Source organism: Brachybacterium fresconis, assembly GCF_017876515.1.
GTDB classification, from domain to species: Bacteria; Actinomycetota; Actinomycetes; order Actinomycetales; family Dermabacteraceae; genus Brachybacterium; species Brachybacterium fresconis.
In genome coordinates this window covers 1-20,590 of sequence record NZ_JAGIOC010000001.1, presented here as the reverse complement: position 1 = coordinate 20,590, position 20,590 = coordinate 1, and the positions used below count along the sequence as shown (strand labels likewise).

12 protein-coding genes and 3 rRNA genes are annotated in these 20,590 nt (G+C 69.0%); all 15 read right to left on the bottom strand.

All coding sequences use genetic code 11. The features are described 5' to 3' along the window. Positions 1–136: 136 nt before the first annotated feature. Positions 137–769 (bottom strand): NUDIX domain-containing protein, encoded by a 633-nt coding sequence (locus JOF44_RS00075; RefSeq protein WP_209885806.1) that lies wholly within the window; start codon positions 767–769, stop codon positions 137–139. 4 nt (positions 770–773) lie between these two features. Then, complete coding sequence (locus JOF44_RS00070) at positions 774–2,573, bottom strand: CTP synthase (protein ID WP_342591879.1); 1,800 nt, start codon at positions 2,571–2,573, stop codon at positions 774–776. Between the two features lie 65 nt (positions 2,574–2,638). Continuing rightward, complete coding sequence (locus JOF44_RS00065) at positions 2,639–3,724, bottom strand: glycosyltransferase (protein ID WP_209885800.1); 1,086 nt, start codon at positions 3,722–3,724, stop codon at positions 2,639–2,641. Beyond that, positions 3,721–5,613 carry a murein biosynthesis integral membrane protein MurJ gene (gene murJ / locus JOF44_RS00060; protein ID WP_209885797.1) on the bottom strand — a complete coding sequence of 631 codons (1,893 nt, stop codon included), beginning with the start codon at positions 5,611–5,613 and terminating at the stop codon, positions 3,721–3,723. The genes JOF44_RS00065 and murJ overlap by 4 nt, the downstream gene beginning before the upstream one ends. Next, a complete protein-coding gene (locus tag JOF44_RS00055) occupies positions 5,610–6,518 on the bottom strand; it encodes a hypothetical protein (protein WP_342591609.1) in 909 nt (302 codons plus the stop codon). Before JOF44_RS00055 ends, murJ begins: the two co-directional genes overlap by 4 nt. Then, a complete protein-coding gene (locus tag JOF44_RS00050) occupies positions 6,515–7,600 on the bottom strand; it encodes a copper transporter (RefSeq protein WP_209885795.1) in 1,086 nt (361 codons plus the stop codon). Before JOF44_RS00050 ends, JOF44_RS00055 begins: the two co-directional genes overlap by 4 nt. Positions 7,601–7,614: 14 nt before the next feature. Beyond that, positions 7,615–8,793 carry a putative cytokinetic ring protein SteA gene (gene steA / locus JOF44_RS00045; RefSeq protein ID WP_209885792.1) on the bottom strand — a complete coding sequence of 393 codons (1,179 nt, stop codon included), beginning with the start codon at positions 8,791–8,793 and terminating at the stop codon, positions 7,615–7,617. After that, entirely contained in the window at positions 8,790–10,538 is a 1,749-nt protein-coding gene (recN, locus tag JOF44_RS00040; protein ID WP_209885789.1) for a DNA repair protein RecN, read from the bottom strand. The genes steA and recN overlap by 4 nt, the downstream gene beginning before the upstream one ends. A gap of 16 nt (positions 10,539–10,554) precedes the next feature. Continuing rightward, entirely contained in the window at positions 10,555–11,499 is a 945-nt protein-coding gene (locus JOF44_RS00035; protein ID WP_209885786.1) for an NAD kinase, read from the bottom strand. 4 nt (positions 11,500–11,503) lie between these two features. Continuing rightward, on the bottom strand, positions 11,504–12,382 hold the full coding sequence (locus tag JOF44_RS00030) for a TlyA family RNA methyltransferase (RefSeq protein WP_209885783.1): 879 nt from the start codon (positions 12,380–12,382) through the stop codon (positions 11,504–11,506). Continuing rightward, the gene (locus JOF44_RS00025; protein WP_209885780.1) at positions 12,379–13,395 is read right to left on the bottom strand and encodes an HAD-IIA family hydrolase; all 1,017 of its coding nucleotides are present in this window, start codon (positions 13,393–13,395) and stop codon (positions 12,379–12,381) included. Before JOF44_RS00025 ends, JOF44_RS00030 begins: the two co-directional genes overlap by 4 nt. Beyond that, positions 13,392–14,819, bottom strand: coding sequence for a hypothetical protein (locus JOF44_RS20555; RefSeq protein WP_245348800.1), 1,428 nt, complete (start codon positions 14,817–14,819; stop codon positions 13,392–13,394). Before JOF44_RS20555 ends, JOF44_RS00025 begins: the two co-directional genes overlap by 4 nt. A 469-nt stretch (positions 14,820–15,288) precedes the next feature. Continuing rightward, a 5S ribosomal RNA gene (gene rrf, locus JOF44_RS00015) occupies positions 15,289–15,405 on the bottom strand. A gap of 113 nt (positions 15,406–15,518) precedes the next feature. Then, positions 15,519–18,587 (bottom strand): 23S ribosomal RNA (locus JOF44_RS00010). A gap of 356 nt (positions 18,588–18,943) precedes the next feature. Then, a 16S ribosomal RNA gene (locus JOF44_RS00005) occupies positions 18,944–20,462 on the bottom strand. Together the 16S, 23S and 5S rRNA genes form the textbook arrangement of a ribosomal RNA operon. Positions 20,463–20,590: the final 128 nt, after the last annotated feature.

Sequence of the window (20,590 nt, the reverse complement as noted above, 5' to 3'; positions counted from 1 at the left end):
TCACCAGAGTAGAGGGCGTTTTGTCTGTTCCTACCAGAACTCCTGGCCCGTGATCGGATCGAGACACACCGGCGCCAGGACGCCGAGGGGCTCGTGGAGGTCCCCGACGTCCTCGCCGAACGCCGCGGCGGCTCGCTCAGTCCCGGCCAGGGCGCTCCAGGAAGGGGGCGTCGGCCGCACGCAGCATTCCATCGTCCCCACCACGGGCGCGATGGGCCGCCAGCGCGAGCACCGCGGTGACCGTGGTGGCGTTGGTCAGGCGTCCCTCGAGCACGGCGGTGACCGCGTCGGCGAGCGGGAGCCACCGGGTCTCGATCTCCGCCTCCTCGTCGGTGCGCTCGAAGCCGGTCGCCTCCTCCAGCGCCCTCGCGCCGGTGGCGAGGTAGATCCGGATCACCTCGTCGCTGCCGCCGGGGCTGGGACGCAGGTCCACCAGGGTGCGCAGCCGCGCCGCCGTGCGGCCGGTCTCCTCGCCGAGCTCCCGCAGGGCTCCGACGTGCGGGTCCTCCCCGTCGACGTCGAGCAGCCCGGCGGGGATCTCCCAGAGGGTGTGGCCGACGGGGTGTCGGTACTGCCGGATCAGCAGCACGTGGTCCTGCTCGTCGACGGCGAGCACCGCGACCGCCCCGGGGTGGCGCATGTACTCGCGATCGAACTGCACCCCGGGGGCGAAGTCGACGGTGTCGCGCACGATGTCGAACACCATCCCGGAGTGGACCGTGGTGCGGTTCGTGACGGGGCGGGCGCCGGGTTCGTCGGTCAGGGTCATCGGTTCAGTCCTTGTCGGGGTCGGTGTCGGCAGAGGCGTCCTCGGCCGTGATGGGGGCCTCGGCGACGGCGGCCGGGCCGGCCGGGGTCTGCGGGGCATGCGCCGGTTCGGGATCGACCTCGAGCAGGCGCGTGGCCTTCTGCAGCTCCAGCGCCGCCCCGATCAGCCCGGCGAACAGCGGATGGGCCCGGGTGGGTCGGGATTTCAGCTCGGGGTGGGCCTGGGTGCCGAGGAAGTAGGGGTGGACATCGGTGGGCAGCTCGACGACCTCGACCAGCGCGTGCTCCGCGGTCGGGGCGGAGACGCCCGAGATGACCAGCCCGGCCGCCTCGAGCTGCGCGCGGTAGGCGTCGGCCACCTCGTAGCGGTGGCGGTGGCGCTCGGCGACCTCGGTCGCCCCGTAGGTGCGGGCCGCGAGGGACCCGTCGACGAGCGCGTGGTCGTAGGACCCCAGACGCATGGTGCCGCCGAGGTCCCCGTCACCGGCGACGATGCCCTTCTGCTCGGCCATGGTCGCGACGACGGGGTGCGCGGTGTCGGGCGCGAACTCGGTGGAGTGGGCGCCTGTCAGAGCGAGCACGTGGCGGGCGTACTCGATGACCATGGACTGCATGCCCAGGCACAGGCCGAGGGTGGGGATGCCGTGCGTGCGGGAGTAGTGCAGGGCGCCGACCTTGCCCTCGACGCCGCGGATCCCGAAGCCGCCGGGGACCACGATCGCGTCGACGTCCCGCAGCTGCTGATGGGCTCCGTCCTCGGTGGCGCAGAGGTCGGACTCGACCCAGCGGATGCTCACCCTCGTGCGGTGGTGGAATCCGCCGGCGCGGACGGCCTCGGTGACCGAGAGGTACGCATCGGGCAGGTCGACGTACTTGCCGACCAGGGCGACGGTGACCTCGTAGACCGGGTGGTGGACGCGCTCCAGCAGCGCTTGCCACCGGGTCCAGTCCACGTCATGGCTGAGCAGGTCGAGGCGGCGGATCGCATAGGCGTCCAGGCCCTCGCCGTGCAGCACGCGCGGGATCTCGTAGATCGACGGGGCGTCGGCGCAGGTGACCACGGCGTCGAGGTCGACATCGCACATCGCGGAGATCTTCGCCTTGACGGATGCGGGCAGCTCGCGATCCGCACGCAGCACGATCGCATCGGGCTGGATGCCGATCGAGCGCAGTGCGGCCACGGAGTGCTGGGTCGGCTTGGTCTTCAGCTCCTGGGAGGGGCCGATGAACGGCACCAGGGATACGTGCACGAAGAAGACGCTGTCGCGGCCGACGTCCTGGCGGACCTGGCGGGCGGCCTCGAGGAACGGCTGGGACTCGATGTCGCCGACGGTGCCGCCGATCTCGGTGATGACCACGTCGACGTCCTCGTGGGCCTGAGCGCGCATCGACTCCTTGATGGCGTCGGTGATGTGCGGAATGACCTGCACGGTGTCTCCGAGGTATTCGCCGCGGCGCTCCTTGGTGATGACGCCGGAGTAGACCTGGCCGGTGGTCACGTTCGCATCGGCGCCGAGATTCTCGTCGAGGAAGCGCTCGTAGTGACCGATGTCGAGGTCGGTCTCGGCACCGTCCTCGGTGACGAACACCTCGCCATGCTGGAACGGGTTCATGGTGCCCGGGTCCACGTTGAGGTACGGGTCCAGCTTCTGCATCGTCACGCGCAGACCCCGCGCCTTGAGCAGCATGCCGAGCGAGGAGGCGGTGAGCCCCTTGCCGAGGCTGGAGACCACTCCCCCGGTCACGAAGATGTGCTTGGTGGTGCCGGGGTTCCGGAAGGGTCTCGCCGTGGGGGCCGGACCGATCCGGGTCAAGGGGCCGGTGCTGGACTCAGGGGCGCTCGCGCTGGTATCTGCCACGGACCCTCAACCTACCATCGGCCCCGGGTCGGAACCAGGATGTCCGTGAGCTGACGGACCATGTCACCGGCCGTGGGCAGCTGCTCGGCGCGGCGGCGGGAGCGCTCCTCGCCCCGGCGGCGCCGTTCGAGCTCATGGTGGGCCGTGATCGCGTCGGCCAGGGCGGCAGGATCTCCGACGGGCACCAGCTGCGCCGCCTCGCCCGTGACCCAGCGGGTGCCGCCGGCGTCGGTGGCGACGATCGCCCGCCCGGCCCGCAGCGCCTCCTGCAGCCAGACCGGCTGGCCCTCCCAGATGGCCGCGGAGACCACCAGGTCGGCGCGTTCGAGCAGGGCGGGGACGTCTTCGCGGCGGCCGAGCAGCTGGACGGGAAGGTGCTCGGCCCGGATCCGGTCCTGCAGAGCGGCGTGCAGCGGCCCCTCGCCGGCGACGCGGATCCGGACGCTGTCGCGGTCCAGCAGGGCGGCGGCGTCCAGCAGGCCGTCGAGTCCCTTCTGCGAGGCCAGGCGCGCCACCACCAGCACGTCCAGGGGCCTCTCCGCCATGGCCGCCCCGCCCGTGCCGGGCACGTGAGACCGAATGGACGGGGTCTGCGTGCGCCGCGCGGCCGCACCTTTCTGGGCAGGGACGCCCGGGAGCGGGGACTCCGGGGCCGGGATCACGGCATGGCGCACGTCGCGGGCCCCGGCGCGGCGAGCGTCCTCGGCGAGGTCCGGCGAGACCGTCAGGACGGTGTCGGCGCGGCGGGCGAGCAGGCGCAGCAGGAGCGTCCCGACGGCCCGCACCGGCAGCGGGCCGACGGTGCGGTTGTGCAGCGTGACGGCCAGGTGCGCCGGTCCGCTGCGGGGCACGGCGAGCGCGGCGAGGGCGCCGGCCCGCAGACCATGGGCGTGCACCGCGACCGGGGTCGGCGCCGTCTCGAGGCAGCGTCGCAGGGTGCGGACGGTGCGCAGGTCGGCGAGGGGTCGGGGGCGGTCCTGGATGCGCACCGGGGCCTGGCGGACGTCGAGCCCGGCCGCCGCCAGCTCGTCCAGCTCCTGATCGACGTGGGCGGCCAGCCCGCCGTCGGCCTGCGGTCGCACCAGGATCACGCTCATCGCGGTGCCCCGTCCGGTGCATCGTCGGCCCCACCCGTCGGGTCGACCGGCGCGTCATCGGCCTGGGCCCTCCCGGACTCCCCGGTGTCCCCGGGGGCGCTCCGACGCCGCACCCGGCGCAGCAGGTTCCGCGTCGTCGCCGGATCCGCTGCGGCCATCACGACGCCGGCCAGCACGGCGGCGACGAGTCCGCACAGGATGCCGGAGGCGATGGCACCGATCTGTCCGGTGCCCGTGGTCACCAGCCACTTGCCCAGCAGCAGACCGGGCACGCCGCCGACGACGAGGGCGACCGGGGTGACGATCGCCGTGCGTCGCACCCGGGGCAGGTCACCGCCGGGTTCGAGGATGTCGGCGATCCGGGCGAGTCCGACGAGGGCGGAGATCGCCATGCCGATCGCGATGGAGATCCCGAAGGCGGTGGCGGCCTCCGCGGACGATCGCGTCGGGCTCGGGAGCACCAGCGCCCCGATCGCGACGGCGGCGATCCCCCAGCCCACCGAACCCACCAGCAGCGCATCCCGGGCGCGCAGCGCCGCGGAGAGGATCCGGGTGCACTGGATGGTGACGGCGTACCCGGCCAGTCCCAGGGCGAGCGCCGCCGCCGTGGAGCCGACGCCCGTGGCGCCGGCCCGGTCGATCAGACGGAAGAACTGCTCGAGGGCGGGGGCCCCGGCCAGGAGCATCGCGGCGCCGATCACGCTGACGATCATGACGGTGCGCACGGATGCGGCGGACACCCGGGCGAACCCTGCGGTGTCCCCGACCAGCCGAAGTTCCGCGAGGTGCGGGAACACGGCGGTGACCAGCGGTACCACGAGGATCGCGTAGGGCAGCAGGTACAGCGCCTGGGCGTACTGGAACACCGGGAGCGTGCCGGTGCCGCCGGCGCGCATCGCGAGCAGGAGCACCAGGGCGAGCACGAGCTGCTGCGCTCCGACGGCACCGAGTCCGGCCCCGCCGAGGGCCAGAGCTCGGCGCCCGTAGCGCGGGGGCATCGTGAGGGTGGGGCGCAGGCGCAGTCCCGAACGCAGCGCGGCGATCAGGACCGGCGCGGTCATCGCGGCGACCCCGGCGGTGGTGCCCCAGCCCAGCCAGGCGATCGCCGGGTCGTCGATCGTGGTGATGGTCGCCACCGGCGGCACCAGCCAGGAGTAGACCCGGTAGGAGGCCATCACCACCAGGGAGGAGATGAGCGGCATCATCGCGGGCCACAGGAACCGTTTGCGCGCCTGCAGATAGGCCGCCAGGACGACGGAGATCCCGTACAGCGGCAGCTGGGGTGCGAAGATGCGCAGCAGCACGGCCCCCAGCTGCACGCTGCCGGCGGTGGTCTGCTCGGTCGCGAGCAGGAGCTCGGCGAGACGCGGCGCTGCCACGATCACGACGAGGGTGAGCGCTCCGGTGCCCAGCAGGGTCCAGGTCAGCAGGGCGGAGATGATCCGGTCGGCCCGCTCGGAGCCGTCGCGTCGGTCGCGTCGCGGAGGCAGCTCGTCGCGCCCGGGCCCCGGGAGCGTCCGCAGGGCGCTCGCGTCGTCCATGCTTCCGTCGGACGCGCTCGCGTCGGCCGTGCTCGCGTCGTCCTCGGCCGTCTCATCCGCCGCGGGATCGCGCTCGGGGACCAGTCCGGCGATCAGGGGGACGACGACGGCGGCCAGCGCACCTCCGGCGACGATCTCGAACAGGACGTTGGGCAGCATGTTCGCCGTGGTGTAGGCGGTGCCCACGTCCCCGGCGCCGACGCTGGCGCCGAAGACGAGGTAGCGCACGAACCCGGCGATGCGGGCGATCACGGTGATCACCAGGATCAGCCCGGCCCCGCGCAGGATGGCGCGGGAGATGCCGGAACGCCCCGGGGTGTCGCTCGTGACCGGATCGGCGGCGGTCATCGCTGCTCCTCCCCCGACCCGTTCGCTGGTGCGGGCTCCGTTCTGGGGCTCTGCTCAGGCTCTGCCCCTGCACCCGACGCGGTCCCCGTCCCGTCTCCCGACCCGGGATCGCGCCTTCCCAGGCGGTCCAAGGCCCGCAGCGCCGGGGTCGCATCGATGACAGCGCTGAAGCTCACCCTCTCGCTGGCCAGCGTGAGGGCGACCACGACGCTCAGCAGGGCCAGCCGCCCGGGCACCGGCAGGGTCCGGGCAGCGGCCGTGCCCATCGCAGCACCCAGGACGTTCGCCCCGGCATCGCCGAGCATCCCGGCCTCGCGCAGGTCGGTCGGCAGCGCGAGCGCCCCCGGCACCAGAGCGGCCAGGGCGAGCGAGCGGCCGCTGCGGGCGCGGACGTCGGCAGCCGGGGGACGCGCGGCAAGGGCGGCAGCGGCCGGCAGGACGACCTTCAGCGCCCGGCCCGGTCGCAGATCCAGGAGGTTGGCGAGATTCGCGCATCCGGCGGCGAGGGCGGCGTCGGCGAGGATCATCCCGCCGCGGCGCGGCCGCGGTGCCATCGCGGCGCCGACCAGGGCGAGCGCCGGGATGCCGAAGGCCTTGGCCGCTCCGGTGGTCACGCTCCCCCGGCGCAGCGCCCCCAGATGGCCGCGCAGTCCCTTGGAGACGGGGTGTCCGGAGCGGCGCTGCCGCGGTTCGAGCAGGTCGTCGGCCCACCCCAGGAGGCCGATGCCGCTCAGCACGGCGGCGTCGATCGGCGCACCTCTGCGCAGCGCGATCGTCCCGGCGGCGGTGACCACCAGAGCGCCCTCGAGCAGGCTCACCGGACGCCCGGCGAAGTTGGTGCGGCGCAGCTCGGTCAGGACGGGGTCCAGGAGGCCTCGCCCGTCGTGTTCCCTCGGTGCGCTCACTGCGCTCCTCCCCCGTCCGAGGGGACACTCTGGGCGCCGGTGCCCTGGCCGTCGCCGCCCGTCCCGCCTCCTTGGCCGGTCCCGTCGCCACCGGTCGCGTCCTCGAGGCCGCGGGTCTCCGGCAGCTCCGGCAGCCGGTCGTCGGCGTCTGCGGTGGTGCCGTAGGCGCCCTGGCCTCCCCGGGCCTGCTCGATCAGGGCCAGCACCGCCAGCAGGGGCCCGTCGGCCTCCTGCAGCCGGTCGGTGGTGGACAGCGCGTCGAAGGCGCCGTCTCCCCGGACCGTGCGCAGGATCCCGGTGGAGGCGTCGTTGTGGGGGGTCGCCGCCGACACCACCGCCGGGACCCCGCTCTCGGACAGGGTGGTCAGCAGGGCGGTCCGAGTCGTCAGCAGGCTCTGGGCGCGCTCGGCGGCGGCGTCCTCCTCCTCGCTCTCGTCCGTGAACTGCTCGGGGGCGGCGCCGGCGACCACGACCCCATCGACCGCAGCGGGCATCTCCCCGTCCAGGGCGACCATCTGGTGGCCCGTCAGAACCTGCCAGACCTGGGTGCGCAGCTCCTCGGTGAGCTCGCCGGTGGCCGACGGGGTCAGCAGCGCCCCGACCACGGCGGACAGCTGCGCGGAATCGTCGAGCCCGTCCTGCAGCAGCCCGGGGGCGATCGCGCGGATCTGCTCGACGGACTCCGCACGCTTCTGTTCCTGGCCGGGCTCCCACAGCGAGGGCTTGAGGTCGACCCGGATGGTGGAGGCCACCCCCGCTTCCTCCAGCAGCGCGCTGATCCGGTCGGTGTCGGAGCGGGTCGAGGAGTCGTCGGTGAGGATGGCCACGCGCGCCCCGGGCATCGTGTCCGCCACCAGTTCCGGTCCGATGTCGGAGACGAAGGAGGCGAGCTGGTCGTTGCGGGAGGCCAGTTCATCGGCCTCGGTGCGCAGCCGATCCTGCTCGCTGCGCAGCTGCTCGACCTGTCCGGCGAGCTGGTCGCCGAGGCTCTCGCGCAGGGGTCCGGCCCCGAGCACGATGCCGACGGCGAGCGCCAGGAACACGGAGATCAGGGAGACGAGGTGGTAACGGAAATCGATCACGGGTCGAGACCCTCCTACGACCCGGAGGCCCGGGGTGAGAACAGCACGGTGAACCAGGACAGCAAGGTATCGAGACGGGCGCCGAGGATCTGGACCAGGGCCTGGCCGCCGGGGGTGGCCCAGAGCGCGACCGCGAGGGCGGCCAGGCCGGCCAGCGCGAGCAGCACCAGCTGGAAGGTGGAGATCCTCTGACGGTACAGGCGTGAGACCCCTTTGGCGTCGACCAGCTTCGAGCCGATCCGCAGTCGCGTGAGGAATGTCGAGCTCATCCCGGCCCGCCCCTTGTCGAGGAACTCCTCGAGGGTGCCGTGGGTGCCGACGGCGACGATCACGGAGGCGCCCTTCTCGTCGGCCAGCAGCATGGCGATGTCCTCGCTGGTGCCCGAGGCGGGGAAGAGCACGACCTCGTCGCCGAGCCCGAGCTCCCGCAGGCGCTCCGCGCCGGGGGCGCGACCGTCGCGGTAGGCGTGGACGACGAGCTCGGCGCCGCTGCGCAGGGCGCGATCGGAGACGGAGTCCATGTCCCCGATGATCATGTCGGGGCGGAACCCGGCGTCGAGCACCGCGTCGGCCCCGCCGTCGACGCCGATGATGACGGGTCGGTTCTCCCGCAGGAAGGGCCGCAGCGTGGCGAGGTCCTCCTTGTAGTGGTACCCGCGCACCACGATCAGGGCCGGCCGGCCGTCCAGGACGGTGCGCACCGCGGGGGCGCCGATCCCGTCCAGCAGCAGGTCGCGCTCGCGCAGCATGTACTCCATCGTGTTCTCGGCGAACAGCTCCAGCTGTTCGGAGAGCCCGTCGCGGGCGATCTGCTGGGAGGCGGCGATCGTCGCATCGTCCTGCGCCGTGCCCTCGGCGATCACCAGGTCATCGAGCAGCACCCGCGAGCCGTCGACATGGACCTCCTGCCCGTCCCGGATCTCCTCGAACACGTTCTCGCCGAGCTCGTCGACGAGCGCGATCCCGGCCTCGACGAGGATGCGCGGGCCCGCATTGGGATAGCGCCCGGAGGTGGAGGCGGAGACGTTCAGCACGGCCGCGGGGCGGCGTTCGACCAGGGCCTCCGCGGCCACCCGGTCGATGTCCTCGTGGTCGATGATCGCGATGTCCCCGGACTCGAGGCGCTTGGTGAGGTCCTTGGTCCGTTTGCCCAGCCGGGCGGTGCCGGAGACCGTCGGCGGTGCGGCGCTCATCCGACGGCCCCGCGCGGCGAGGGCCGGCCGACGGGCACGGTGCTCGCCGCCTCCAGCAGCTCCTCCGCGTGCGCGAGGGCGAGGTCGGAGGCGTCGTCCCCCGCGAGCATGCGGGCCAGCTCCCGGATCCGACCGGGCCGCTCCAGGGTCTCGACGGTGGAGCTGGTGGCTCCGTCGGTCGAGGACTTCACGATCTGCAGATGGGTGCCGGCGTGGGCCGCGACCTGCGGCAGGTGGGTGACGACGATGACCTGTGCATGACGGGCCAGCTGCGCCAGGCGCTGGCCGACGGCGAGGGCGGCCCGGCCGCCGATGCCCGCGTCGATCTCGTCGAAGACGAACACGGGGGCGGCGGTGCGGTCGCTGCGGGAGGAGGCCAGCGCCACCTCGAGGGCCAGCATGACGCGGGAGAGCTCGCCGCCGGAGGCCGCCTGGGCGACCGGCAGGGGCTCGGCGCCCGGGTGCGGCGCCAGCAGGATCGCGACGGCGTCGCGGCCGTGGGAGCGGTGGGTCCGCTGCGTGACGTCGACGCGGAGGGCGGCGTCGGGCATCTCGAGGTGGCGCAGCTCCTCCTGCACCGCCGCGGCCAGGCGCTCGGCCGCGGCCGTCCGGGCGGCGGTCAGGGCGTCGGCGGTCTCCTCCAGCTCGTCCTGGACGGCCTCGAGACGGGTGGCGGCGGTGGCGCGCTCCTGCTCGGCGCCCTCGAAGCGATCGAGGTCGACGGCGGCGCCGCGGGAGGTCTCCAGCAGCGCGGTGACGTCCTCGGCGGGGCCGTCGGGCCCGGGCAGCAGGGCACCGAGGTCCCGCACCAGGACGGTCAGCTCGTGCAGCCGCTCGTTCGCCTCGTCGAGACGGCCCGGGGAGGCGTCGATGTCCTCGGCATAGCGGGTCAGCTCGCCCGAGATGTCCGAGAGCTCGATGCGAGCGGCGTCCAGGCGTTCGACCAGCGGCGCCAGGGTGGTGTCGGTGCGGGCGGCGCGGCCCAGGGACTCGGAGGCGACGTCCAGCAGGGAGCCGGCGGCGGGACCGTCGTCGTCCCCGACCAGGGCCAGGGCGGCCTGGGTCGCCCCGCCCCGCAGCTCCTCGGCGTTGCCGAGCCGTTCGAGCTCGGTGCGCAGCGCGTCGTCCTCCCCCACCTGGGGGTCGGAGGCCTCGATGCGCTCGAGCGCCTCGCGCAGGGCGGTGCCGCGGCGGTCGCGCTCGGCCAGCAGTCCGTCGAGCTCGGCGACCTGCTCGGTCAGGGCGGTGCGTTCACGCCAGATCTCGCGGTGGCGGGTCAGCAGCGGGCCGATCTCGGCGTCGGCGAAGCGGTCGAGCGCTTCCCGTTGGGCGTCGAGGTCGCGAAGTCGCTGCTGATCGGCCTGGCCATGCACGGTGACGGCGGTGCCGACCAGGCGGGCGAGGGTGCCGATCGGCACGGGGACGCCGCCGATCTGCGCCCGGGAGCGGCCGTCACGGGTCACGCGGCGCACGACGAGGACCTCGCCGTCGTCCTCCTCGGCCCCGAGCTCGTCGAGGGAGGTGGACAGCTCCTCGTGCCCGGCCAGGGCGAGGGTGCCGTCGACGGTGCTCGAGCCGCGGGTGCGGCCGCGGTCCAGCCGGTCCCCCAGGAGCATGGTCAGCCCGGTGACGATCATGGTCTTGCCGGCGCCGGTCTCCCCGGTCAGGGCGGTGAATCCGGGCCCGAACTCGAGCATCGCATCGTCGATCACACCGATCTGGCGGATGCGCAGGGTGGACAGCATGAAACCGATCAGCCCCTCAGCGCGTGCGCGGGCTGCGTCCCCGCCAGCCGACGACCGGGAGCTGGAACTTCTCGACGAGCCGATCCGCGAAGGGGGTGGTGCTCAGGCGGACCAGGCGCACGGACCGCTCGGACAGGCGGGTCTCGACGCGCATCCCGGCGGTGATCTCGGCGGTGCGGCGGCCGTCGAGGGTGAGGATGCCGTCCTCGCGGTTGTCGAGGGTCATCTCGATCGCCGCCTCGGAGGAGCGGCCCAGCACCAGCGGGCGGGCGAACAGGGCGTGGGCGGCCAGCGGGATCAGCAGCATGGCATCGACCTCGGGCCAGATCACCGGGCCGCCGGCGCTGAAGGCGTAGGCGGTCGAGCCGGTGGAGGTGGACAGCACCACGCCGTCGCAGCCGAAGGAGGAGACGGGGCGGCCGTCGATCTCGATGGCGACGTTGATCATCTTGAGCCGGTCGGCTTTCTCGAGCGAGGCCTCGTTCAGCGCCCAGTGCTCCTCGACCGGGTGGTCGTCGCCGTCCAGCACGTGCACGTCGAGCGCGGCGCGCTTCTCGATCTCGTAGTCACCGTCCAGCAGACGCGCGACGGTGATCGAGAGGTCCTCGACCTCGCTCTCGGCCAGGAAGCCGACGTGGCCGAGGTTGACGCCATGGACCGGGACGTCGGCCTCCCGGACCGCTTCCAGGGCCCGCAGGATGGTGCCGTCGCCGCCCAGGACGATGCCGAGCTCGACGAGGTCGGCGGCCGAGACGGCGTCCAGCACGTCCACTCCGCCGTTGGTGAGGAAGGTCAGCAGCTTCGGGGGTGCCGCGTCCTCCGGCAGGGCCATGATCTCGTCGACCTGATCGTCGACCACCACGCCGCGCACATCGCGCCGGGTGAGCTCCTCGAGGACCGTGAGCATGGCGCCGAGGGCGGCGCGCCGCCCCGTGTGGACATAGAGGAGGAACCGTCTCATCTGGTCAGTCCTCCTGGGCGTCGGTCGGAGCATCGGCAGGGTCGTGCGGCGTGCCGCGCGAGATCTCCCGATGGCGTGATCGGTTCTCGCGCACGGCGTCCCCGATCATGTCACAGGCGACCTCGTCCATCGCGCAGGTCACGCCGGTGGGCCGCAGGTGCAGGAAGTACTCACGGTTGCCGTCCTGGCCGGGCAGGGCGCTGGGGCCGACGCCCTGCAGCGCCAGCCCGGCCCCGGCGGCGGCCTCGGCGACCCCGGTCACGGCGGCGGTGCGGGCCGCGGGTTCGGTGACCACACCCGTGCGCGGCAGCGCGGCACGCCCCACCTCGAACTGGGGTTTGACCATGATCAGCAGGTCGCCGCCGGTGCGCACGACACGCGCCAGCGGGGCGATCACGGTGGCCAGGGAGATGAAGGAGAGATCCGCGACCAGGAGGTCGACCGTGCCGCCGATCAGCGCCGGAGTGAGGTCACGCACGCTGATGCCGTCGCGCACGCTCACCCGGGGGTCGCGGGCCACGTGCTCGGCGAGCTGGTCGTGGCCGATGTCGACGGCGATCACGCGGTCGGCCCCCCGTCGCAGCAGGACGTCGCTGAAGCCGCCGGTGGAGGCGCCCGCGTCCAGGCAGCGGGCTCCGGCGGGATCCAGGCCCAGGGTGTCCATCGCCCCCAGGAGCTTGTGGGCGGCCCGGGAGGCGTACTCGATGCCGTCAGGGACGTCGACGACCTGCAGCCGAGCACCCGGGGGCACCGGGGTCGAGGGCTTCATCGCGGGGCGCCCGTCGAGGCGGGCGCGGCCCTCCTCGATGACGCGCCGGGCATGGCTGCGGGATCGGGCGAGCCCTGCGGCGGCCAGGGCGATGTCGAGGCGTTCCGGGCTCACCGGTCGTTGGGTCGCTGCTCGGTGCCCTCGCGGTCCAGCAGCCGTCCGGTCCAGGGACCCTGCGCGGCGCGCGCATGCAGGAGGGCCAGGACGGCACGGAGCACCCGCGGGTCCCCGAGACGGCCGGTCAGGACGATGTCTCCGTCGACCCAGCGGGCTCCGACCGCGCCGCAGCGGACGCGGTCGCCGTCCAGGACGGGCAGCGGGAACGGGGCGCCCAGCTCGGAGAGATCGGAGAGGATGAAGGTGGGGCGGCGCACGGGGTCGGCGCGCAGGGCCGCGTCGATGCCGTCGACGCCGGTGAGCACCAGCAGGGAGTCCATGCCGGCGCGCACCGCTCCTTCGATGTCGGTGTCGAGGCGGTCGCCGATGATCAGCGGGCGACGGGAGGAGGCATCGCGGGCGGCGACGGTGAACATCCCGGGCTCCGGCTTGCCGGCGACCGCGGGCTCGACGCCGGTGGCGTGGCGCAGGGCTGCGACCATCGCGCCGTTGCCGGGTGCCATTCCGCGTTCGGTGGGCAAGGTGGCGTCGATGTTGGTCGCCATCCACCAGGCGCCGTGGCCGATGGCGTAGGCGCCTTCGGCGAGGATCGACCAGTCCAGGGTCGGGGACCAGCCCTGGACGACGGCGACGACGTCCGGGCTGTCGGTCGTGACGGGCTCGAGACCGGATTCGCGGATCTCGGCGGCAAGGCTCTCGCCGCCGACGACGAGCACCTTCTGGCCGGGCTCGAGCCGGTCTGCGAGCAGACGGGAGGCGACCTGCGGGGAGGTCACGAACTCCTCGGGCTGCGCGGCGACGCCCACCTGGGCGAGGTGTTCCGCGGCCTGTCGCGGGGTGCGGGAGGCGTTGTTGGTCGCGAAGACCACGGTGGTCCCGGCGGCCCGGGCGCGGTCCACCGCGGCGGCGGCGTGCGGGATCGGGGCGGCCCCGTGCATGAGGGTCCCGTCGAGGTCCAGCAGCAGGGCGTCGTAGAGATCCAGCAGCGAGGGATCGGGCCGACGGATCATGCCCGTCCCTCCACGCCCGCACCGGCCGGCCCGGGCATGGCGGGTTCGTGCTCGTCCGGCGCCGCAGCTCCGGTCTCGGAGGGCTCGTCGGTGGTCGGGTCGTAGGCGTCCAGGACGGCGACGGACTCGTCGTCCTCGAAGGTCGGCTCCTCCTCGACCGCTCGCGCGGGACGGCCCAACCGCTCGGCGGCGTCGGTCAGTCCCTCGGAGTCGGCATCAGCGGCGAGGGTGAGCCAGCGCCGGGCCTCCTCGGAGCGCTCTGCCCGGTCCAGCAGATCCGCGTAGGCGGCCCACAGGCGCACCTGCCACCGGCCGTCGACCTTGTGCCGCAGGGCGGGCACCTCGAGGGTGCGCAGGGCGGTCTCGACATCGCCGGTGTCGGCGTAGGCACCGGCGACCACGATCATCAGCTCGATCGCCGCCTCCACGCCGAGCGCGGCGGCGTCGTCGGAGGCCGCGAGATCGAGCGCCCGCTCCGGGCGTCCCATCCCCCGTTCGGAGTCGGCGATGGTCGGGAGCACGTCGGTGCGCCCGGTGATGCGCAGGGAGGTCCGTAGCTCGCGGACGGCGGTGCGGTAGTCACCGGCGCGGTAGGCGAGGATCCCGTAGGTCTCGCGCACGCCGCCGACGCGGCCGCCGATGCGGGCGGCGAAGCGGGCGTGCGCCTGGGAGAGTTCGGAGTCGCCGTCCTCCAGGAGGTAGGCGGCGACCAGGTGCTGTGCGACGCGGTCGGCGGTCTCCTTGCTCAGCCCGCGCAGCTCCTCCCGGAGCTCCTTGTCGAGTTCGCGACCGGTGATGCCTTCGGGGATCCTGGGCTCGAAGGGGCGATCGGCGCGAGCTTCCTGGCCGGGGCGCGAGGAGCGACGATCCTCGGGCCGGCCGCCCGGGCGGCCGCGGTCGTCCCGGTCCGCGCGATCGTGGCGACGGTCCGCGCCGGCGTCCCGCCCCCGACGGTGCGAGCCGGAGTCCCGCCCGTCGCCGCCGGGACCGGAACGGGGGCCGCGACGGTCTCCGCGATCCGCTTCGCGGTCCCCGCGGTGCGAGCGGCCCTCCTGGCGCTCCCCACGGTACGAACGACCGTCCTGGCGCTCCCCGCGGTACGAGCGGCCGTCCTGGCGCTCCCCGCGGTACGAACGATCACCCGGGCGCTGCCCCCGGTCGGGACGGCCAGCCTGAGAGCTTCCGCGATCCGTGCGAAGCCGATCAGCATCCGGTCCGTCAGAACGCTGCGACGACCGACTTCCGCGACCCTCATCTCGTCCACCTCGAGAGCCATCGCCGGAGGAGCTGGGGCGGGACCACGACTGCCCGCTGCGATACGGGGGCCGGGTGCGGGGCGCGGAGGGGCGCTGATCGCGCCGCTCGTCGCCCCGGCTCGTCCTGCCGTGCCCGCGGTCGCTGTTGCTGTTGCTGTGCTCAGCCACGTGAACCGTCCGTCTCTCGTCGTCTCGCCCTATGCCCTTGTCGAGTCCCCAGCCTAGGACGTTCTGCGGAATTGACTCCTCGGTAGGGCGGGTTCCGTGACTGCTTTCACCGGCACGGCCGGCGCAGGAGGTCCACCCGGTGCATCACGACACTGCTGGCCGCCACGACGATCTCCCGGGTCCGCATCGGCCCCTCATGAACCACAGCCGCCCAGCTCATGCACTGCAGCAGCCCCGCCCGCGTCTCCCCTCACTCGGGCGTCCACCATTACAGGCACCGCAGCTGCTTGGCACGTCCCGCTCAGGTCGCCGTCCGGACCCGTGCTCCGTGCTCCGTGCTCCGGGCTCCGGGCTCCGACTGTCGGCTCGTGGAAGCGGTGGAGGGTGGGCATGAAAAAAAGGGAGTGGGAGGCGCGAAACCAGCCTCGAGACGAGGGGTTTCCAGCAGCCTCCCACTCCCGTGGAAGATGTCCGGCGGCGTCCTACTCTCCCACACCCTCCCGAGTGCAGTACCATCGGCGCAATCGAGCTTAGCTTCCGGGTTCGGAATGGAACCGGGCGTTTCCTCGATGCTATGACCGCCGTAACACGACGAGACAACCAGCCCACAAACACCAACCCCAGCCGGGAACAGTGTCCTGGGATTGTTTCTCCAGAACCACACAGTGGACGCGAACACACAACAGTAAACAAAAATGTGTTATTAAGTCATCAGCCATTAGTACCAGTCAGCTCCACACATTGCTGTGCTTCCACATCTGGCCTATCAACCCAGTCATCTACTGGGGGCCTCTCACACCACAAGGGTGCATGGATATCTCATCTTGAAGCAGGCTTCCCGCTTAGATGCTTTCAGCGGTTATCCCTTCCCGACGTAGCCAACCAGCCATGCTCTTGGCAGAACAACTGGCACACCAGAGGTCAGTCCATCCCGGTCCTCTCGTACTAGGGACAGGACTTCTCAAATATCCAACGCGCGCAGCGGATAGGGACCGAACTGTCTCACGACGTTCTAAACCCAGCTCGCGTACCGCTTTAATAGGCGAACAGCCTAACCCTTGGGACCAACTCCAGCCCCAGGATGCGACGAGCCGACATCGAGGTGCCAAACCATGCCGTCGATATGAGCTCTTGGGCAAGATCAGCCTGTTATCCCCGGGGTACCTTTTATCCGTTGAGCGACACCCATTCCACAATGGAGTGCCGGATCACTAGTTCCTGCTTTCGCACCTGCCCGACATGTCTGTCTCGCAGTCAAGCTCCCTTGTGCACTTACACTCAACACCTGATTGCCAACCAGGCTGAGGGAACCTTTGAGCGCCTCCGTTACTCTTTAGGAGGCAACCGCCCCAGTTAAACTACCCATCAGACACTGTCCCTGATCCGGATCACGGACCGAGGTTAGGAATCCAGAACGACCAGAGTGGTATTTCAACAATGACTCCACACTCACTGGCGTGAATGCTTCCCAGTCTCCCACCTATCCTACACAAGCCGTCCCGAACACCAATATCAAACTATAGTAAAGGTCCCGGGGTCTTTCCGTCCTGCTGCGCGTAACGAGCATCTTTACTCGTAATGCAATTTCGCCGAGTTCGCGGTTGAGACAGTGGAGAAGTCGTTACGCCATTCGTGCAGGTCGGAACTTACCCGACAAGGAATTTCGCTACCTTAGGATGGTTATAGTTACCACCGCCGTTTACTGGGGCTTAAATTCTCAGCGTCGACCCCCGAAGGGATCTAACCGGTCCTCTTAACCTTCCAGCACCGGGCAGGCGTCAGTCCGTATACAGCGTCTTACGACTTCGCACGGACCTGTGTTTTTAGTAAACAGTCGCTTCTCCCTGGTCTCTGCGGCCCTCACCGCTCTCACGGTTCGGGCCCCCCTTCTCCCGAAGTTACGGGGGCATTTTGCCGAGTTCCTTAACCACGATTCTCTCGAACGCCTCGGTATTCTCTACCTGATCACCTGAGTCGGTTTCGGGTACGGGCGACCGTATTCGTCACGCCGGAACTTTTCTAGGCAGTACAGGATCACTCACCTTCGCCCCTACGGGATCCCCATCACGTCTGACCCTCATGGCCCCAGCATTACCCGGGGCCGGGCTGCACGCTTAGACGGACTATTCCATTAAGTCCGCGGAAGCTACCTCACTGCGTCATCCCACGCGCTGACCTACTACAACCTTGGTTCCCAGCCTCACCAACCTCCACACCCCGAAGGGTATGGGGCCAGCTCGGGTGGTTAGCATCAGCTGCCTCGGTATGGGTCCTCCTACGATCGGTTCGGGAATATCAACCCGATGTCCATCGACTACGCCTGTCGGCCTCGCCTTAGGTCCCGACTAACCCAGGGCGGATAAACCTGGCCCTGGAACCCTTGATCAATCGGCGGACGGGTTTCTCACCCGTCTATCGCTACTCATGCCTGCATTCTCACTCGTACAGCCTCCACCACTGGGTTCCCCCGCGGCTTCACCGGCTGCACGACGCTCCCCTACCCACCCCAGCACAAGGCTGGAGTGACACAGCTTCGGCGGTGTGCTTGAGCCCCGCTAAATTGTCGGCGCAGAATCACTTGACCAGTGAGCTATTACGCACTCTTTCAAGGGTGGCTGCTTCTAAGCCAACCTCCTGGTTGTCTCAGCAACTCCACATCCTTTTCCACTTAGCACACGCTTAGGGGCCTTAGCTGATGTTCTGGGCTGTTTCCCTCTCGACCATGAAGCTTATCCCCCACAGTCTCACTGCTGCGCTCTCACGTATCGGCATTCGGAGTTTGGCTAAGGTCAGTAACCCGGTGGGGCCCATCGCCTATCCAGTGCTCTACCTCCGACACGAAACACGCAACGCTGCACCTAAATGCATTTCGGGGAGAACCAGCTATCACGAAGTTTGATTGGCCTTTCACCCCTATCCACAGGTCATCCCCTCCATTTTCAACTGAAGTGGGTTCGCGCCTCCACGCGGTCTTACCCGCGCTTCACACTGCCCATGGATAGATCACTTCGCTTCGGGTCTAGAGCCGGCGACTGAACGCCCCGTTCAGACTCGCTTTCGCTACGGCTACCCCACACGGGTTAACCTCGCCACCGACCACTAACTCGCAGGCTCATTCTTCAAAAGGCACGCCGTCACCCCAAAAGGCTCCGACGGATTGTAAGCACACGGTTTCAGGTACTATTTCACTCCCCTCCCGGGGTGCTTTTCACCTTTCCCTCACGGTACTTGTCCGCTATCGGTCAAGAAGTAGTATTCAGGCTTACCAGGTGGTCCTGGCAGATTCACACCGGATTTCACGGGTCCGGTGCTACTCGGGAACAGCATCACGCCGCACATCAGTTTCGTCTACGGGGGTCACACCCTCTACGCCGTCGCACTCACCACGACTTCGACTACTGCTATGCGTCCACGTCGATCCGCCGGCAGACGGACCAGACACGTCCCACAACCCCCGACCTGCAACCCCTGCCGGGTATCACACAGACCAGGTTTAGCCACCTCCGCTTTCGCTCGCCACTACTCACGGAATCACTCTTTGTTTTCTCTTCCTGCGGGTACTGAGATGTTTCACTTCCCCGCGTTCCCTCCACACCACCTATACATTCAGTGGCGGGTACCGCGACATGACTCGCGGTGGGTTTCCCCATTCGGACATCCTCGGATCACAGCTCTGTTGTCAACTCCCCGAGGCTTAACGCAGACTCACACGTCCTTCGTCGGCTCTTCTTGCCAAGGCATCCACCGTGCGCTCTAAAAAACTTAGCAACACAAAGACACAAAATCATAAAAATTGCTTACAAGATGCTCGCGTCCACTATGTAGTTCTCAAGAAACAACCCCACACCCACCACACCCGCAAACCAGCGGACCATGACGAGGGAGGACCAGCCACACACCCCAGCACCCAAAAGCACCAGGGACGCGTGCAGCCTCACAACCCAATAGCGTGTCTCCACCTCGAACCACCCGGCAGCACTCGTTCCAGACCCCTCAAAAAGAGGCCGTACTGAAGAAACCACACCGACTGGTGAAGTGCCCATTCATTGATGTTCCACCCGTGAGCAACCATCCCCACCACACTCGGGCAGGAAAATGGCCACCATAATGGTGATGCTCCTTAGAAAGGAGGTGATCCAGCCGCACCTTCCGGTACGGCTACCTTGTTACGACTTAGTCCCAATCACCGATCCCACCTTCGACAGCTCCCTCACAAGGATGGGCCACTGGCTTCGGGTGTTACCGACTTTCGTGACTTGACGGGCGGTGTGTACAAGGCCCGGGAACGTATTCACCGCAGCGTTGCTGATCTGCGATTACTAGCGACTCCGACTTCATGGGGTCGAGTTGCAGACCCCAATCCGAACTGAGGCCGGCTTTTTGGGATTCGCTCCACCTCACAGCTTCGCAACCCATTGTACCGACCATTGTAGCATGCTTGAAGCCCAAGACATAAGGGGCATGATGATTTGACGTCGTCCCCACCTTCCTCCGAGTTGACCCCGGCAGTCTCCCATGAGTCCCCGCCACTACGCGCTGGCAACATGGAACGAGGGTTGCGCTCGTTGCGGGACTTAACCCAACATCTCACGACACGAGCTGACGACAACCATGCACCACCTGTGAACCAGTCCGAAGAAAGCCACATCTCTGCAGCCGTCCGGTCCATGTCAAGCCTTGGTAAGGTTCTTCGCGTTGCATCGAATTAATCAGCATGCTCCGCCGCTTGTGCGGGCCCCCGTCAATTCCTTTGAGTTTTAGCCTTGCGGCCGTACTCCCCAGGCGGGGCACTTAATGCGTTAGCTACGGCGCGGAGAACGTGGAATGTCCCCCACACCTAGTGCCCAACGTTTACGGCATGGACTACCAGGGTATCTAATCCTGTTCGCTACCCATGCTTTCGCTTCTCAGTGTCAGTAATGGCCCAGAGACCTGCCTTCGCCATCGGTGTTCTTCCTGATATCTGCGCATTTCACCGCTACACCAGGAATTCCAGTCTCCCCTACCACACTCTAGCCTGCCCGTACCCACCGCACGCCCGAGGTTGAGCCTCGGGTTTTCACGGCAGACGCGACAAGCCACCTACAAGCTCTTTACGCCCAATAATTCCGGACAACGCTTGCGCCCTACGTATTACCGCGGCTGCTGGCACGTAGTTAGCCGGCGCTTCTTCTGCAGGTACCGTCACTTTCGCTTCTTCCCTACTGAAAGAGGTTTACAACCCGAAGGCCGTCATCCCTCACGCGGCGTCGCTGCATCAGGCTTTCGCCCATTGTGCAATATTCCCCACTGCTGCCTCCCGTAGGAGTCTGGGCCGTGTCTCAGTCCCAGTGTGGCCGGTCGCCCTCTCAGGCCGGCTACCCGTCATCGCCTTGGTGAGCCATTACCTCACCAACAAACTGATAGGCCGCGAGTCCATCCCCCACCGAAAAACTTTCCAGCAACCACCATGCGGTGGAAACTCATATCCGGTATTAGCCTCGATTTCTCGAGGTTATCCCGAAGAGGGGGGCAGGTTACTCACGTGTTACTCACCCGTTCGCCACTAATCAGGCGGTGCAAGCACCACCATCATCGTTCGACTTGCATGTGTTAAGCACGCCGCCAGCGTTCGTCCTGAGCCAGGATCAAACTCTCCATGAAAACATAGAAAAATCCCAGCAAACAACAAACAACTAGCATAAACTGCTAATCATCCGTTAAAATTTGCCATTCAAAATAATGGCATCAATAAACAGACACGCTATTGAGATATCAAGCAACACGCGCAC

Excerpts from the sequence above, each read along its gene's own strand:
- JOF44_RS00075 (WP_209885806.1), bottom strand. The coding sequence starts at position 769 with ATGACCCTGACCGACGAACCCGGCGCCCGCCCCGTCACGAACCGCACC.
- JOF44_RS00065 (WP_209885800.1), bottom strand. The coding sequence starts at position 3,724 with ATGAGCGTGATCCTGGTGCGACCGCAGGCCGACGGCGGGCTGGCCGCC.
- murJ (WP_209885797.1), bottom strand. The coding sequence starts at position 5,613 with ATGACCGCCGCCGATCCGGTCACGAGCGACACCCCGGGGCGTTCCGGC.
- steA (WP_209885792.1), bottom strand. The coding sequence starts at position 8,793 with ATGAGCGCCGCACCGCCGACGGTCTCCGGCACCGCCCGGCTGGGCAAA.
- recN (WP_209885789.1), bottom strand. The coding sequence starts at position 10,538 with ATGCTGTCCACCCTGCGCATCCGCCAGATCGGTGTGATCGACGATGCG.
- JOF44_RS00035 (WP_209885786.1), bottom strand. The coding sequence starts at position 11,499 with ATGAGACGGTTCCTCCTCTATGTCCACACGGGGCGGCGCGCCGCCCTC.
- JOF44_RS00025 (WP_209885780.1), bottom strand. The coding sequence starts at position 13,395 with ATGATCCGTCGGCCCGATCCCTCGCTGCTGGATCTCTACGACGCCCTG.